The sequence below is a fragment of the Candidatus Leptofilum sp. genome (assembly GCF_965223525.1).
Classification (GTDB): domain Bacteria; phylum Chloroflexota; class Anaerolineae; order Promineifilales; family Promineifilaceae; genus Leptofilum.
On sequence record NZ_CBDCWX010000004.1, the window covers coordinates 1042408 to 1057839 of the forward strand.

General features: G+C 54.1%; 14 protein-coding genes. 1 reads left to right on the forward strand and 13 read right to left on the reverse strand.

Going from position 1 to position 15432, the window contains the following annotated elements; genetic code table 11:
- Positions 1-9: 9 nt before the first annotated feature.
- From ACOQPM_RS04580 to ACOQPM_RS04595, 4 genes are all read right to left on the reverse strand, one after another.
- Positions 10-837: a MerR family transcriptional regulator gene (locus ACOQPM_RS04580; RefSeq protein ID WP_420628050.1), complete on the reverse strand. Its 828-nt coding sequence runs from the start codon at positions 835-837 to the stop codon at positions 10-12.
- A 92-nt stretch (positions 838-929) separates the two neighbouring features.
- On the reverse strand, positions 930-1586 hold the full coding sequence (locus ACOQPM_RS04585; protein ID WP_420628051.1) for a response regulator: 657 nt from the start codon (positions 1584-1586) through the stop codon (positions 930-932).
- Positions 1579-2790: a sensor histidine kinase gene (locus tag ACOQPM_RS04590; RefSeq protein WP_420628052.1), complete on the reverse strand. Its 1212-nt coding sequence runs from the start codon at positions 2788-2790 to the stop codon at positions 1579-1581. Before ACOQPM_RS04590 ends, ACOQPM_RS04585 begins: the two co-directional genes overlap by 8 nt.
- Positions 2791-2888: 98 nt before the next feature.
- The gene (locus tag ACOQPM_RS04595; protein ID WP_420628053.1) at positions 2889-3881 is read right to left on the reverse strand and encodes a hypothetical protein; all 993 of its coding nucleotides are present in this window, start codon (positions 3879-3881) and stop codon (positions 2889-2891) included.
- Positions 3882-4229: 348 nt separating this feature from the next.
- Between ACOQPM_RS04595 and ACOQPM_RS04600 the strand changes: the two genes are divergently transcribed.
- Positions 4230-6050 carry a ribonuclease catalytic domain-containing protein gene (locus tag ACOQPM_RS04600; protein WP_420628054.1) on the forward strand — a complete coding sequence of 607 codons (1821 nt, stop codon included), beginning with the start codon at positions 4230-4232 and terminating at the stop codon, positions 6048-6050.
- A 90-nt stretch (positions 6051-6140) separates the two neighbouring features.
- On the opposite strand, the gene ACOQPM_RS04605 is transcribed toward ACOQPM_RS04600, so the two are convergent.
- From ACOQPM_RS04605 to ACOQPM_RS04645, 9 genes are all read right to left on the reverse strand, one after another.
- Positions 6141-6359, reverse strand: a complete 219-nt coding sequence (locus ACOQPM_RS04605; RefSeq protein WP_420628055.1) for a hypothetical protein — start codon at positions 6357-6359, stop codon at positions 6141-6143.
- Between the two features lie 19 nt (positions 6360-6378).
- Positions 6379-7089 carry a Crp/Fnr family transcriptional regulator gene (locus ACOQPM_RS04610; RefSeq protein ID WP_420628056.1) on the reverse strand — a complete coding sequence of 237 codons (711 nt, stop codon included), beginning with the start codon at positions 7087-7089 and terminating at the stop codon, positions 6379-6381.
- 40 nt (positions 7090-7129) lie between these two features.
- Positions 7130-7327, reverse strand: a complete 198-nt coding sequence (locus ACOQPM_RS04615) for a DUF3565 domain-containing protein (protein ID WP_420628057.1) — start codon at positions 7325-7327, stop codon at positions 7130-7132.
- A 56-nt stretch (positions 7328-7383) separates the two neighbouring features.
- On the reverse strand, positions 7384-9546 hold the full coding sequence (locus ACOQPM_RS04620) for a cytochrome b N-terminal domain-containing protein (RefSeq protein ID WP_420628058.1): 2163 nt from the start codon (positions 9544-9546) through the stop codon (positions 7384-7386).
- The gene (locus ACOQPM_RS04625) at positions 9539-11935 is read right to left on the reverse strand and encodes a heavy metal translocating P-type ATPase (protein WP_420628251.1); all 2397 of its coding nucleotides are present in this window, start codon (positions 11933-11935) and stop codon (positions 9539-9541) included. The genes ACOQPM_RS04620 and ACOQPM_RS04625 overlap by 8 nt, the downstream gene beginning before the upstream one ends.
- On the reverse strand, positions 11929-12696 hold the full coding sequence (locus tag ACOQPM_RS04630; RefSeq protein WP_420628059.1) for a sulfite exporter TauE/SafE family protein: 768 nt from the start codon (positions 12694-12696) through the stop codon (positions 11929-11931). The genes ACOQPM_RS04625 and ACOQPM_RS04630 overlap by 7 nt, the downstream gene beginning before the upstream one ends.
- A gap of 83 nt (positions 12697-12779) precedes the next feature.
- On the reverse strand, positions 12780-14510 hold the full coding sequence (locus ACOQPM_RS04635; protein ID WP_420628060.1) for a cbb3-type cytochrome c oxidase subunit I: 1731 nt from the start codon (positions 14508-14510) through the stop codon (positions 12780-12782).
- Positions 14511-14643: 133 nt separating this feature from the next.
- Positions 14644-15165, reverse strand: a complete 522-nt coding sequence (locus tag ACOQPM_RS04640) for a cytochrome C oxidase subunit II (protein ID WP_420628061.1) — start codon at positions 15163-15165, stop codon at positions 14644-14646.
- Positions 15166-15259: 94 nt separating this feature from the next.
- On the reverse strand, positions 15260-15421 hold the full coding sequence (locus ACOQPM_RS04645) for a hypothetical protein (protein WP_420628062.1): 162 nt from the start codon (positions 15419-15421) through the stop codon (positions 15260-15262).
- Positions 15422-15432 lie beyond the last annotated feature (11 nt).

Here is a 15432-nt window from a genome sequence, read left to right on the forward strand (position 1 = left end):
TCTAAATCTCTACTTCACCGGCATGTAAATCGCCATTCCCTCCCCTGTTTTCAAATCAAACTCATCGCCATAATATTCAAGGTCTGGGCCGTCTGCTTTTTCATAGCCAGATTTGGCAAACCAGGTGTCAAAAATGTATTGGTAAGTTTGGCCAATCGTCTTGAGGGTGCAGGAGAAGACCGCATATTTTTGCTCCGGCACGTCCCAGCGTTCCATGCCATCGGGCAAACTGGTTACCTCTGATACATCGTAGCCAGCCATGTATTTGAAACGGCCGTCTTCATGCATCTCGCCACACACGCCATATGCAATCCCATTTTTGTTGGCAATCTCACCAATGCGTGCGTTTAGCTTGCCCCACACTTGGGGAATCTCCTGGTTTTCATTTTTGCCGAAGTACATCAGGCCAACGGCCGTGAACGCGGGCAGCGTCACAATTTCAGCTTCCATTTCTAGTTGCTCCTTTTGTTGAGAGATGAGGGCTAAGAGGAAATCATCTGCCTGCTCAATGCGGATAAGCCGATCTTCAATCCTTGCCAGCCGAGCCTGTTCTTCATGAATGTGCTGGGCCAATTCGGCATGTTTTAACCGCAACATGCCGCGCAACTCATCCACGCTCAAATCCTCCTGCAAAACTTGGCCAATTTGCTCCAATGTAAAGCCAAAATCCTTCAAAACAACAATCCGGTTAAGTCGCGAAAATTGCTCCCGCGAGTAGTAGCGGTAGCCAGTAAAGCGATCTATCCAGGTTGGCTTAAGCAAGTTGAGCTTTTCGTAATGGCGCAACGTTTTGGCAGTAATTTGCGCTTGTTTGGCAAACTCCCCAATCTTGAGCATTCATCTCTCCTACCGTGAATAAAGTTTGTTCGGGCCAGAACTGCAACTATGATACACCTTGCCCTGAGGGGAGAGTCAAGCGGAAACGGCCGTTACGAAGTGAGCAATCCCAAAGATTGTGCCTTTAGCACTGCCTGGGTACGATCACGGGTATTGGTTTTTTGCAAAATGCTGGAGACGTAATTTTTCACCGTACCCTCAGCCAGAAAAAGCCGGGTGGCAATTTCTGGGTTGCTCAACCCCAGAGCGATGAGCTGTAAAATTTCCAGTTCACGGTCAGAAAGTGGTTCAGGTAAGGCAGTGTCCGATTTCTGGGATGCCATGCCTGCGAATTGGGTTAACACCCGCTGAGCCACGGCCGAACCTAACAAGGCACTGCCACCTGCCACGGCGCGCACGGCCGTTGCTAACTCCTCCCCCGACACATCCTTCAGCAAATACCCTTTGGCACCAGCGCGCAACCCTTCAAAAACGTAGGCGTCGTCATCAAACGTGGTGAGAATGATGATGTTGGCGTCAGGCCAATCTTGGCACAGCCGGGCAGTTGCCTCCACACCGGTCATCACCGGCATCCGAACGTCCATCAGCACCACATCTGGCTGAAGGTCTGCATAGACTTGTATGGCTTTTTGCCCATTGCTGGCCTCACCCACTACCTCGATGTCTGACTCTAGCTCTAACAAAGTACGCAAGCCGTCTCGCATGAGTCGCTGATCATCTACCAAAAGCACGCGAATGGCCTCAGGCATCGGCTGCCTCCACAGTGGGGATGGGTAGCTGCAGCCGAAGCTGCGCCCCGCCTCGCTCTGACGCTCCCAGAGCAAGAAAGCCACCCAACTGCTTGGCCCGCTCTTGCAAGCCCACTAGCCCAAAACGGCCGTCGGTCACCTCTTGCTGAAACCCCTGCCCGTCATCGGCCACAGTGAGCGTCACCTGAGACCCATCGGCAGAAAGAGCAAGCCAGGCTTGCTCGGCGCTAGCGTGCCGCTGCACATTGGTAAGCGACTCTTGGGCAGCTCGGTAGAGCGCCAGCCGATGGGCTTCTGGCAGCAGCGGCAGTTCATTTGGCAGCGTCACATGGACTGGCAGGCCGGTTGCTTCTTGGAATGTTTGCACCAGATGGGTGACGGCCGTTTCCAAAGAGCCATTTAACGAAGGGGATGATTCAGGAGAGCGCAAGGCCGACACAGTTTGCCGCAGTTCTGCCAACGCCTGCTTCAACTGATCGCGCATGGTGCCAATCATGTTGGCAGAACGAGTTGGTTCTGTGGGAATCAGCCGCTGCGCCCCCTCTAGCTGAACCACCGCCACCGTTAGGCGATGCCCCAGCGCATCGTGCATCTCGCGCGCCAGCCGGTTCCGCTCTTCAGCCACTGCCAACTGCTGTGCCTGTGCCGTGTACGCCTGCAACTGATCGTGCGCCTCTTGCAAATCGGCCAGAAGCTGCTGGGTTTGCTGCCGTGCCTCATTGGCCTGGCGCAGTGCTGCACCAAACGTGCCAAAAAAGAGATAGCCCCCCATCATGGCCACAAAATCTATCGCATGGATCACCTCAAACGCGAATACACCCCCCAAAAAGGTAACGACAATAAACACGGCAATCCACACCAGCCCCGGAATGAGCGGTAAAAAGAGCATCGCTTGGGCACTCAACACAAACAGCAAGGTAGACACATTGCTGTTTGCCGATCTGGGAACCAGCCCAGAAAGATACCAAACGATGATAACCTGAATAAGCAAATAAAGATGCAAAAGGGTTGGCCGCTCTTCTAAAAAAGCATAAGCGGTAAGCCCCACAAAAAAGAGACCAAACAAAACCAAAATCCAGGTTCTGTTTGGGTCACCAGTCAAATCGGGCAGCGTCGCCACAAAAACACCTAGCCAGGTGAGGTAAGCTGCTGCGTTAAGCAGCCAAAAGCTATAGTTGGATTGTGCCTTTGTGAGTTTTTTCATAAAAAAAGGAGATTAGAGACTAGAGCTTTTGATCTCCAATCTCTAATCCCCACCACTTATCTGCCTAAATTAGATTATAAACCAGAATGGCCATCTGCCTAATTTACCGTTAACTTTTCAGGCTCGATGCGCTTTTTGGCAGCAACGGCCATTGCTGCCAAAAACACCGCTCCAACCAATCCCCCTAAAACAGTTAGCGTAAGGGCATCTGGCGCAATGAGCGGCTGCGCCCGCTGCGACTGCCACAATAGCAGCAGCACAAAACCCAGGTAGCCCAAACCGCCAATGGCCACTAACGCCGTACGACGTCCCTCAGAAAGCCGAGTGTTAAAACGGCGATTCACAAAAACGCCCAGCAGTGGAATAAGCTGCAGCGCGTGCAGGCCCACAAAGTGCGCGGGGCGCATATCGCCCCCTTCAGTGCTCCAGCCCACAAACGGTAAGCCAGCACCACCATCCGCCACGCCGACGCTGTGTGCGCCAACGACGCTTACCGTTTCGCCAGCCTGCAGCGCAGCCAACTGCTCTGGCGTTGGCTGGGTCATCATGAAGCCCAGAATAGAACCGACGGCCGTTACTAACAAACCCAGCCGCAAGGCCCAGGCAAACGGCCGATTTTCCATCTTTTGCCGCATCAGCAGAACGGCCGTAGCCACATTCATCACCCAAATCACCATCACAAACGTCCCCATCAGCGAGAAGATGGCCGCATTTAGCGGTGTACTCACATTAAAATGGCTAGCCACCCCACGCCCCGCCTGAAAGAAAATACCCGCCAGCTCCACCACCAAACCCAGCGCCGTGAGACCACCAATCCAGCGCACCAAACGCGGATATCCCTTCACAAAGCTCAACATCCAGGCCAGCGTACCGGCATATAAAATTGTGGATATAGCAAACTTCATCGGCTTAATCCAGGCCGGTGCACCCGTAATCAACCGCGAATCGAAGATTGAAAGCACAATTGTTGCCACAAATAAAACCACACTGCCCGCCGCAACCCAGGCTAAAAATCTATCTGTACCAATAATCCGCTGCCACAATGATGCCTGTGACTGCTTTGAATCCATCCAGCTTGTCAATGTATTCATCAGGTTTACCTCCATAATCGTGAACTTGATGCGTTCACCTTAACAGAGGCAGGGTCATATCCATCAGTGCCGGTCGTCACATGACAGTCACATGACCCAGGCTGGGAACAAAATAAGCGCGATTGTCGTTGAGAGTATGGAAATGAAGAAAAGGAGTTTTTGCAATGACACAGACATTCTTTGACCGATGCGTGATTATTTTTGCTTTGCTAATTCTGATTATGGCAGCATTAACCGGCTAAAGGCCGTTCCCGCCACTGCAGCCAATCCCAAAGAAACGCCAAACAGCCAAGAACAATATGTTGAATGTGAATAGCGTATTTGGCAACCGCTCATTACAATTGCAGCATGAATGACAATTTTCGTGCCGACAATTTTGTTCTCTACAAAAATCAGGCTGCCCGCATCACCAACGTAGGTGGTAAAAAAATTAATATTGCGTTGCAGGACGGCACGGCCGTTTCTGTGCGACCTAAAGATGTTGAATTGCTACATCCTGGGCCACTTCGCAATTTTGGCGAACTTGCCCAACCACAGGGTGAACTGCTCACCGCCTGGGAGCTGCTCGCTGGCGAAACCACCAGCCTAGAAGAGTTATCTGAACTGGCCTATGATGATTTTAGCCCCGCCACCGCCTGGGCCATTTGGCAAGCGGTAAACAACGGGCTTCATTTCAGTGGCAACATGCAAGCGATTACCGTACATTCCGCTGAGGAGGTTGCCGCTGAACAAAAAAAACGCGCCGCTAAAGTCGCCGAAGCAGCGGCGTGGGATGCCTTTACCGCGCGATTTCAGCAAAATCAATACACTTTGGAAGACGGCCGTTTCCTCCAAGAAATCGCCGCTGTGGGGATGGGACAACAGGAAAAAAGCCAGGTGCTACGCAATCTGAACCAGAGCGAAACCCCAGAAAATGCTCATGCCCTGCTGCTCAAGCTGGGCTACTGGGACGAAACCGTCAATCCCTACCCGAGCCGCCTCGGCGTGAACACAAGCCAGCCAAACTACACTATCCCTAGCTTGCCCGATGAAGAGCGGCAGGATTTGACCCACCTGACAGCCCTGGCAATTGACGATGCGGGCAGTCGTGATCCGGATGATGCGCTAAGCTGGGAAAACGGCCGTCTCTGGGTACACATCGCCGACGTTGCCGCCCTCATCCCCCCTAATAGCCCCGCCGATTTAGAGGCCCGCGCCCGTGGAGCCAACCTCTACCTGCCAGAAGGCACCATCCACATGCTGCCCGAAGCCGCCACCTCCGCCCTGGCTTTGGGATTAGCAGACACCTCGCCTGCCCTCTCGTTTGGCTTAGACGTGCAGCCCAACGGCACCATCACAAACGTGGAAATTGTGCCAAGCACCGTGCGCGTTATCCGCCTAAGCTATGATGAAGCGCAGGCACGGCTGGACGAATCCCCGTTTCGTGAACTGCTGGAAATTGCCAAAGCGTTTGAAAGGCGACGTATTGCCAACGGCGCGGTGCAAATTGATTTGCCAGAGGTTAAAATTCGGCTGAATGAGGCTGGTGAGGTGGAAATACAGCCGTTGCCCCCCCTCCAAAGCCGTGATCTCGTCCGCGAAGCGATGCTGATGACGGGCGGAGCCGTGGCCCAATTTGCCCAGCAGCACAACATCCCCATCCCCTTCACCACGCAGGATGCCCCCACCGAAATTGTGGAAGGAGATACTCCTTCGGCCAACTTTGCCCGCCGCAAAACGATGACCGCCAGCCAGCCAGGCAACCTGGCCGGACGACACGCTGGATTGGGGCTGGATCAATACGTGCAGGCGACAAGCCCGCTGCGCCGCTACCTGGATTTGGTAGTTCACCAGCAGCTACGCGCCTTTTTGCGCGGCGAATCGCTGCTGGATGACCAAGCGGTGATGGAGCGAGTCGGGGCAGCTTACGCCGTGAGCGGCGATATTCGGTATGCTGAACGGCTATCGAATGGACATTGGACGGCCGTTTACCTACAGCGAAATCCAGAATGGACAGGCGAAGGCATCGTGATTGACCGCAGAGGCAAACGCGACCTGATTTTGTTACCAGAATTGGGCATAGAAACCAGTATCTATCAAAAAGAGCCTACCCCGCTGGATACGCCCGTGCAGGTCAAACTCCACACCATCAACCTGCCCCAACGCGAACCGCACTTTAAATACGCTTGATCAATTTCTGAGCGACTGGAAACAAAACTCTTTTAACATTCTGCATAGTTCAAAATAGAACAATGTTTCGTTAAAAATTTTTCGCTGGGCTTATTCCCGAATGAGCAACATGAGTTCCGCAAGAAATTCATCTCGTTGAAGGCTATAGATAGTGATGGCATCATCAACAGAGTAAAACGGAGCTACCGCGCAACCCACGCAGGCCATGTTGTGTTTTTTGAAGAGAACGGCCGTTTCTGGCCAACGCTCCAATAAATCTGAAATCATTTTCTCAGCAATAAGTTCTGTGGTTATCGTGGAATTTTCCATAGCGCCATCCAATACGGAATCAGGCCAAATCTTCGGCTAATACCACCAGTTCATGTGCCTTGCACAAAATGATGCGCTGCCTTTGGCTAGACACCCACTCTGCCCGCTCCCATTTGCTCAAAATCCGGCTGACGTTGTAAATATTCGTCCCCGTCATCTCTGCCAAATCTTGCCGAGAAAGCGGCATATCAATCAACACCCCACGCTCCGCCTTTTTGCCAAATTGGCGCACCAGGCGCAGCAAAGCGCGGGCAATGCGCTGTTCCACGCGGCGCGTGGCAATGTCTCGGTACCGATCTTGCAGCTTCACAAAGCGCTGGGCAATCATCCCGGTACCGTTTAACGCTAACCGGGGATAGGTGAGCATCAGTTGCTCCATTTGCCCACGCTGCCAGGAAACGGCCGTACAATCCGTCACCGCCTCAGCCGAAAGCGGGTATTCAAGCTGGCTGAGGGCCACAATAATACCCAACCCATCCCCAGGGCTACAAAATCCCACAATCACCTGATCACCCGCTTGGGTCACCTGCGTTAACTTCACCCGCCCAGACGAAATGATGTACATCTTGACTGCATCTTCCCCCTGATGAAAAAAGAAGCGCCCTTTCTCAACACGGCATTGCTGGCTTTGTTCAATAATTGCCAGGCATTCTGCATCGTTTAAGTCGTGCATCAAGGCACAGCGGGAGATGATTTTTTGGGTTGCTTGGGTTACGGCCGTTTCCATCATCCAAATATATCACGTCGTAGCTCAATTTTATAAAATTGACTTACGAATCCTGCTCTTCGTCACAATGCTTGCAGTTCAGCACGGCCCCCAAAAAGTGCTGCCGCCCGCTTTCTGTGAGCACCCAGGGGCGGCTGGTCAGCGGCGGATTGTGCCGCACATGCTGGCCATGGCCGCAGGCCAAATCGGCCACCCAATCACCCACCTTATCTTTATGAAAGCCAACTATCTTTTGCTGCATTTCACACAAATTGTAGCCGCAATTTCTTACTGCGCCCGCGCGGAAAGAATCCGCGGCTACTCCTCAAACGCATCTCGCTCTGGATTATACAGCAACCCCACAACGCCATCTTCCGGCACTGTGACTGTATCAGCAAACACCGTGCGCCATTCTGTCTCATCATCCATCAACCAAATCGTAACGTCGTGCTCTCCTGGTTCCCCCCACCACGATTCAAGGCCATAGATAGCACCTTCGCCGCGTAAGCCTCGCGCTTCGTAGCTCTCTTCAATGATAATCTTGCCATCCACCGCCACCCGCAGGCGCACCGGCAGCCGCTCGCCGCCCAGCACCTGCGCCGGGTCTACATTTTCTGGCAGCTTTTCCAAAATGTCTGTTGACAGATCACCGGCATCAATGACTACCTCGCCACCGTGGTTGATGACCACCCGAATTTGGCCTGAGGCCGGTGCGCTGGTTGCCGTGAGTGGCGTTAGCCAAATCGCCCCCAGGAAAGTAACAAACAGAATCACCAAACCCACCAGTGAGTGGCGCAAAAAAGCAAATCGGGAGAGAGTGGATACGGCCGTTCCCCCACCAACCATCGTCACCACCTGCCCAGCAGAACTGCCTTCGTCGCCATTGCCGAGCATTTGCCGCCAAAGCGCCAACACCTGCTGGCGGCTGCCAGGAGCCAGCTCCCAAAAATGAACATTCCCCTTCCGCAAAGTGCGCCGCCGCTTGAGCCGATTGGCAATCCAGCTTGGCCCTTCGTGGTATGAGCAATCATGCGCCGGACAGCTCACTACAATGGCTCCTGCCCCACCCGCTTCAATCGTTTCGGCAGCCCAGTTGGGATGCAACATCCCGGTGCAAGGCACCACGCAGGTGATTACCGGGCGCGGCTGATCTTGATCGTCTGACCAGCTGCCCACGTTGATGCGCGGCGGCAGCTTGGCTTGCAGCAAGGGAATGGCTCCGCCAATCGTTAAATCTGCTTCGGCCAATGGCTTGGGTTTGGCCAGCGGTGGCAGCGTACCCAGCGCATCGTGCCGTTCGCAGGCGTACACGGCAATGGCCGCTTCCCCGTCTGCCTGCGCCAGGCCCAGCGTGCGCTGCAAATCTTGCCGGATAACGCCGGAGTGCAGCCGATCTAGCTCGATGGCTTTATCGGGGCAAGACCCCACGCAGATGCCACAGCCGGTGCAAAGCGACGGTTTTACCACCGCCAGCATGGTGAACTCGGTGTCGTCATTCCGCTCCACCATCTCGATGGCGGTGTAGGGGCATTCGTGGGCGCAGGCGCTACAGCCGGTGCAATTTTGGTCAATCACAACTGCCGGGCCGTCATGCCGAGCCGGGAATAGCCATGGAAAGGCAATAACACCTATGAGAATGAGTACGGCCGTTCCCCAAAACCAACCGTCCCCCAACCGCTCTGCCAATGGCAAAAAGCCCAAATACCACCAATCCAGCGGTGCTTGCTGCACAATGACGTTCACATCGGCCGGAAGCGCCAACTTGAGTGGCCACCACAGCGCCAGCGCGGTTAAAACCAACACCGTCGCAATCATCAGCCAGCGAGGCGCCCAGTAACTGGCCCGCGCCATCCGCAACAGATGGACGATGATGCCAATGATGAGCAATATCGGCAGGAAAATATGCAGGAACAGAACAATCACAAACAGTGAGAAAGTGGCTGACTCAAGTTGACCGCCAAAAAATGTGTAGGCAAATGGGCCTTGCAGCAGTTGGATAAAATATTCAGTTAACCACTGGGCAGGTTGATCCCAAATGAGCCAGTAACCCATCAGGCCAATAATCCAAAACAGCACCAGCAATATCCAGCCAGAGAGCCAGGCCAGCCAGCGGCTCCCCCAAAAGCGGTCGCTAAAAAATGTTTTCAGCGCGTGCAGGATGGAAACAACAATCAAAGCGTCGGAAGCATAGCGGTGAACGGTACGCATGAGCGACCCTAGCCAGGTGGCCGACATGCCCGCCACGCTGGCGTAGGCGCGGTCTACGCCGGGGCGGTAAAACACGGTGAGGTATAGCCCAGTGATGGTTAGCACGATGAGTAAAAAGATGGCCAGCGTACCCAAATGGTAGAGGGGATTGTACGGCCGTATCCGTTCATTCACCGTACCAAACCGATTGATCGCCCGCTCCAGCCAGGCCGTGCCGCGTTCCAAGGCCCGCAGCAGGCGGCGTCGGGGATAAATTGAAGGTTGTTTAGCCATGTGATATTGCTTTTGTTGATAAATTGATTGAAGGAGGCATCTCCGGGGCTTCCTGTTCAGCTTGAACGGAGGCAAGGGGAAATTTACGCAAGCGCAGGGCATTGCCCGTAACAATCGCGCTGCTGAGAACCATCAAAAGCGCGGCCAAAGCTGGCTGCAAATGCCCGGTGATGGCCAGGCCAATCCCCACCACATTGTAAACAAAGGCCCAAACCAAATTTTGCTTCACGGTTTGCATAGTGCGCCGAGCCAGTTGAATGAGCCAAGGAACGGCCGTTAAATTATGCTGAATCAAAATGGCATCGGCGGCTTCTTGAGCCACATCGGTACCCTGGCTGACGGCAATGCCTACCCCCGCTGCCGCCAATGCTGGCCCATCGTTGATGCCATCACCCACCATCAGCGACCCCGGGCCCACGGCTTCTAACCAGGCCACCTTATCTGCCGGGGTTTGGGCAGCATGAACAGAGACGCCCAACTGCTGCTGCCAGCGGTGTCCGGCCATCTCACCATCTCCGGTTAGCACCGAAATTTCCAGGCCCAGCGACCGCAACATTTGCAAGGTAACGGCCGTTTCTGGCCGCAGCTGTTCCCCTAACCCCACAATTCCCTGGACTTCACCTGCCCACCCTGCGTAAATCACCATCAACCCTTGCGCCTGCCAATGCAGGGCCATCGTAGCCAGGCGTGGCGAAAGGGACAAGTTGACCGCCATCATTAAACGCTGGCTACCCACCCACATGGGCATGTCGTTGACCAGAGCAGTAACGCCCTTGCCGGGCAAGGCACGGAACGCAGTAACAGTTGGCAACTCCCCAACATAGGCGGCACCCGCCACAATGGATTGGGCGATGGGATGTTCTGATTTGGCCTCAACGGCCGTTACCCACGCCAAAAATTGATCGCGCACCACGCCGTCTACCGCCACATCGGCCAACTGCAATGGTCGTTGCGTCAGCGTCCCCGTTTTGTCAAAGAAGACGTGGTTCACCTGCGCCAACTGCTCCAGCACGCCAGTTTGGCGCAAAATAATGCCCAACTCCGAGGCACGACCCAGACTTAGCCACAAAGAAAGCGGCGTGGCAATGCCCAGCGCACAGGGGCAGGCAATGAGCAGCACCGACAAAGCGTGAATCAGTCCGGTTTCAAAACCAACTTGGGTAGACCAGTAAATAAAGGTGAGGGTAGCTAAGAAAACGGCCGTTGGCACCATAAGTCCCGCCACTTTATCTGCCAAACGCTCAACCGGAGCCCGTTGCCACAATGCCTGATGCAGCAATCGCCCAATTTGCCCCACCATCGTCTCGGCCCCCGTCGCCGAGGCAATCACCTCAAAAGAGCCATCCAAATTGACGGTTCCCGCTAAAACGCGATCCCCGGCCTGCCGCAAAACAGCTTCCGGCTCGCCTGTAAGCAGGCTCTCATCCACATCCCCCTCGCCCACAGCCACAATACCATCGACAGGGAAGCGTTCACCGGGGCGCACCAGCACCCTGGCACCAGGCGGCAGCGCATCGGCCGCCACCTGTTCTTCTCCGTCTGCCGTTAGCCAGGTAGCCAGCGGCGGCATCCGCTGCCAAAGCTGCTGCACGGCTTCATTGCTCACCTTGTGCGCCCACATCTCCAGCCAGCGGCCAATGGCCACCAAAAAAAGCAGGACAGCGGCGGTATCAAAATAGATGCCACCCTGTCCTACAATAAAGTTACGCAAGGATAAAATAAAGGCAGAAAATGCGCCGACGGCAATGAGCGTGTGGGTATTCGGCCGGCCGCGCAGCAGCCCCGCCAGCCCCGCTCGTAAGATGGGCAAGCCCAGGATCAGCACCGTGGGAACGCTCATGATCAAAATCATGATCTCAAAAATATGCGCCAGCCATTCCGTGTCTGGTGAGGCACGACCTGTCCATTGGCGGAAGTAAAGCATAAAGCTCAACACCATAATGTGCATCGTCAAAACGCCGCTAATGAGCAGCCGATTCCAGTGGGATTCTTCTTCATCACTGGCGGATTTGCCTTCTGGCCAAGCGTTGTAGCCTAGCTGCCGCACCCGCCGCACAATGCGTTTGGGCGTCACGCGCCCCGGATCGTAGCTGATGCGGGCTTCGCGCTGCAAAAAGCTCACGTCGGCCTCGGCCACGCCCGGTGTGCGGCTCAACCGCTCCCGAATGAGCCAGGCGCAGGAGGGGCACCACAAGCCGCCCAGGGAGAATACGCCTGTCTCCACTTCCCCGCCCTCAATTTCAACCCCAGGCAAAATGGGCTCCGCCTCGCGCAGCAAGCTGCTCACTTCTCGGCACGATGGGCAACAAAAGGTTTCACCGTTTTCGCCCAAAATTGGATGCCAGGCAGGTAAACCGCACAGGTCGCAGGCGATGGCGTCGGCTACCATATCATCACGCTGCCCAAATGGAGATGGCTCACCCAGCCCCACATCGCCAAACCGCGCAGGCTCATCTGCACGCCAAACAGCACCACTGCCACCGCTCCGATGGTGCGTAGGTGGGGAACGGCCGTTTGCCAATTTGGTCGCCGCGCCAGCAGCCCCATCCCCCAGGTTAGCGGCAACGTGCCCACGCCAAATGCCAGCATGGTTAGCCCCCCCAACAAAGGCGAACCAGCGACAGCCGCAGCCAGCAGCGCCGCCAGCACCAGCCCGCAAGGCAAAAATCCCCAAGCAATCCCCAGCCCAAAGGCGGTTATAACCCCAGCTTGTTCCGTGCTTTGTTTTGGCTGAATCGTCAGGCGGCGCATCAAACGCCCCCAAGCACGGGTGACGCGTACCAACAGCAGTTCTGGCGAGGGCACTCGTCCCAACATTGCCAAAGCGATGTAAAAAGCGAGAACGGCCGTAAGCAAAGCCAGCCCACCCTGCCAAACATTCAACCCTGGCAAGAGCGTGGCCGCAGAAACATCAGAATCATGATGCGAATGCGCCATTTGCTCCCCACCCATGCCCATTATCAAACCCTGACCAACCCAACCAGCCAAGCCACCCAAAATGCCATAACTGCAAATGCGACCTAGCTGAACCAACAGCCAGCGCCAGCCTTGCGTTACACCACGTCTCGCTAGCAACACAGACACCCCGCCACACATCGTGGCGCAATGCCCCAAACTGCCAGTTAAACCTAGTACAAAAACAGCAACCATTTTTACCGTTTCATGTAGGGGCTAGGCAGGTGGGGCAAATTTGTGCAAAGCAAATCAACTTGTCACCACCTGCCTCGCCCTTACTAATTGATCATCCAAGTACGACCCAGCAGCCACCAGTTGCTAAAGTAGTAAATGACAAAGAACATCAAGAAACCAAACACCAAAACCACCGTGCCTTTGGGAGCAATCTTACCTGTTGCTTCTTTTCCATTGGCCGGAATCGCATCGTCTACCAGCGGATTTTCCTGGCTCATAACCAACGTCAGGCGGCGAGCTTCTTGCCGCTTACCCGTCAATACTGAAGTCAAAACAACAGTCAGGTACATCACGCCGCCAACAATGGCGATAATTGCCCCAATACCCATAATGCCTAGCATAAATTCGGCCGTGCTAGGAATAAAAGCCTTAAACGTTGATGAAGCAAACGTGATGTCCCAATGGCGACGCGGCACACCCTGCAAGCCGCTGGCAATCATGCCGATGGAAACCAGCAGCATCCCGAAACCAAACACATAAGGCTGGCGAGATGCCCAACTCTTCAGCTTTAGCTCGCGTCGGAAAATTAGCGGAATCAAGTAATAGGTAAGCCCCATAAAAGCTAACGTGGTACCAGAAACCACTGTGGCGTGGAAATGACCCGGCAGGCGCATGGTGTTATGCGCCAGCATATTGACCTGTTCGGTACCAATCGTCACGCCCGTAACGCCGCCAATCCAGCCAAACAGCACCATTGAAATAACCAAGGCCGAGAATCCTGGTTCGCGCCAGGGTGCTTTACGAATCCATTCAAACAAGCTCTTAGTGTATCCTTTACGTCGCTGTGCCGCCTCGACTGCGCCGGGAATGGAGAAGGCATGAATGAGGCTACCCAAAACCGCCAAATACATGGCGTACGAGGTGTTGGTCACCTTCCAAAGGAAGCTATAGCCAGGATCAGTTAGCAGGTGATGGGCAGAGCCGAGGTTGATAAACAAGACGTAGAGAATAAATGCCAACCGTGACAGCTTTTCGTTTAGAGGTACGGCACCAACGGTAATGGCTGCCAGAGCGTACCAAATGGCAACCATTGCCGCCAAATTGATTTGCTGTGCTGGGTGGCCAAAGCCCCAAAACAGGTTGCGGTAGTAGCCTGGGTCAAGCGGTGGAATCCAATCTAATGACCAAAGCAGCGCAGGTACAAAGGCCAACGCGCCAGACAGCAGCGTGTAAACGGCAATGATAGCCGCAGCAATGAGTCCATAAGTTACCAAGGGAGCAGAGCCTTCATAGCGGCGTTCTCGCTTGGCAGTGATGACCGTAGCAAAAAAGAGTATGACGGCAATGAGCGCGCCCACAGCAAAAAGCACAATGCCCAAATAAAAGAGCGGATGTGCCTTCAGGGGAACGTAAGCGGTAAACATCACGTCAGCTTCGCCAAGCATAACCATGATGTTGGTCATAAGTGCGCCGCCCGCCATAAGGATAAAGGCTGCCCAGCCAATTTTGGGCTGCACCAGGCGGGCGTTTAGCATCACCGCGCTGCCAAAGTAGAGGCCAGCCACTTCAAAAAAGACAATCCAGCAAACGAGCATATCGAAGCCGTGTGCGGTTAAGATGCGGTAGAACCAGACGGGGTTTAGCAGGTGAATGGCCTGCCAACGGGTAAGTGCCAACAGCAAGGCAAACAAACCGCCGATTGCCAAAAAGACAACGGCCGCAACCGCATTGGCAATAATTAACTTCTCGGCGGCTAAATCAACTTTGAGGGCAGTGACAGGACACGTACGAAAGTTTGCATCATCCTGTGGTTGGGGTACAGCAATGGTCGCCATTGTTTCTTCCTCCTTGCAAAATAATTTTGCCTCAGAGATCACAGAGAAAAGAGAGAAATCTGTCGCGCAAAGCGTGCTATCTGCGAAATCTGTTAATTTTTAATGATGTCGAGATTGGGTTCATGCCATCTCATTACTCATTAACGATGATCTTGCCCACCATCAGGTGATGGCCGATGGCGCAAAATTCGTTACACACAACTGAAAATTCCCCAGTTTGGGTTGGGGTGATGGTGGCAATGTAGTCATAGCCCGGCAAAACTTGCAAATTCAAATTCACTGGCTGCAAAGAAAACCCATGCTGCACGTCTAATGAAGAGAGATGCAATCGGTACGTTTCGCCTTCTTCAAGCTGCAAAACTGGATACCATTGCCACTGCCGAGCTAAATAATAAACATCGCTGCCGGGTGGCGGCGCAACAACAGGGATGCCGTTTTCTGTACCAACTTCATATTGGGCAACCATTTCCTGGACCTTTTCTTCGAAGGCTTCTGGGGTGGTGCTTAAGGTTTCGGCGGGAACGTTTTGACGGCCGTAAAAGTACCAAATCGGCATCATCGCTGTTAATAAAATACACCAGAAGAACGCGATGATAAGCCAGCTTCTTTCATAACGGTGGAGGGGTTTCCACCAGGTTCGCTCAGGGGCAAGCATAATAAATTCCTCCTTTGGAGTCGTGGCTAGTGGTTAGCGGCTAGTGTAAGCCACCAGCAACCACCTGCAATGTGGCAAATGTGATGGTGGGGTATTAGCGGAACAGTTCCCAAAGACCCCAAGCGTTGTAGACTAAACCGGAAATAGCAATTGAAAGTGCCAGCAGCAGGAAAATTTTGTCAAACCAAATTTGACCTTTAGGGATCTCTTGGCTTTCTGCTTCCTGGTCTTTGGGGATGTCGTGATTCTCTTCCATATCCTTCACCT

What these genes read in the sequence shown, in the direction of transcription:
- ACOQPM_RS04580 (WP_420628050.1), bottom strand. Translation starts at nt 837, where the DNA reads ATGCTCAAGATTGGGGAGTTTGCCAAACAAGCGCAAATTACTGCCAAA.
- ACOQPM_RS04585 (WP_420628051.1), bottom strand. Translation starts at nt 1,586, where the DNA reads ATGCCTGAGGCCATTCGCGTGCTTTTGGTAGATGATCAGCGACTCATG.
- ACOQPM_RS04590 (WP_420628052.1), bottom strand. Translation starts at nt 2,790, where the DNA reads ATGAAAAAACTCACAAAGGCACAATCCAACTATAGCTTTTGGCTGCTT.
- ACOQPM_RS04595 (WP_420628053.1), bottom strand. Translation starts at nt 3,881, where the DNA reads ATGAATACATTGACAAGCTGGATGGATTCAAAGCAGTCACAGGCATCA.
- ACOQPM_RS04600 (WP_420628054.1), top strand. Translation starts at nt 4,230, where the DNA reads ATGAATGACAATTTTCGTGCCGACAATTTTGTTCTCTACAAAAATCAG.
- ACOQPM_RS04605 (WP_420628055.1), bottom strand. Translation starts at nt 6,359, where the DNA reads ATGGAAAATTCCACGATAACCACAGAACTTATTGCTGAGAAAATGATT.
- ACOQPM_RS04610 (WP_420628056.1), bottom strand. Translation starts at nt 7,089, where the DNA reads ATGATGGAAACGGCCGTAACCCAAGCAACCCAAAAAATCATCTCCCGC.
- ACOQPM_RS04615 (WP_420628057.1), bottom strand. Translation starts at nt 7,327, where the DNA reads ATGCAGCAAAAGATAGTTGGCTTTCATAAAGATAAGGTGGGTGATTGG.
- ACOQPM_RS04620 (WP_420628058.1), bottom strand. Translation starts at nt 9,546, where the DNA reads ATGGCTAAACAACCTTCAATTTATCCCCGACGCCGCCTGCTGCGGGCC.
- ACOQPM_RS04625 (WP_420628251.1), bottom strand. Translation starts at nt 11,935, where the DNA reads ATGGTAGCCGACGCCATCGCCTGCGACCTGTGCGGTTTACCTGCCTGG.
- ACOQPM_RS04630 (WP_420628059.1), bottom strand. Translation starts at nt 12,696, where the DNA reads ATGGTTGCTGTTTTTGTACTAGGTTTAACTGGCAGTTTGGGGCATTGC.
- ACOQPM_RS04635 (WP_420628060.1), bottom strand. Translation starts at nt 14,510, where the DNA reads ATGGCGACCATTGCTGTACCCCAACCACAGGATGATGCAAACTTTCGT.
- ACOQPM_RS04640 (WP_420628061.1), bottom strand. Translation starts at nt 15,165, where the DNA reads ATGCTTGCCCCTGAGCGAACCTGGTGGAAACCCCTCCACCGTTATGAA.
- ACOQPM_RS04645 (WP_420628062.1), bottom strand. Translation starts at nt 15,421, where the DNA reads ATGGAAGAGAATCACGACATCCCCAAAGACCAGGAAGCAGAAAGCCAA.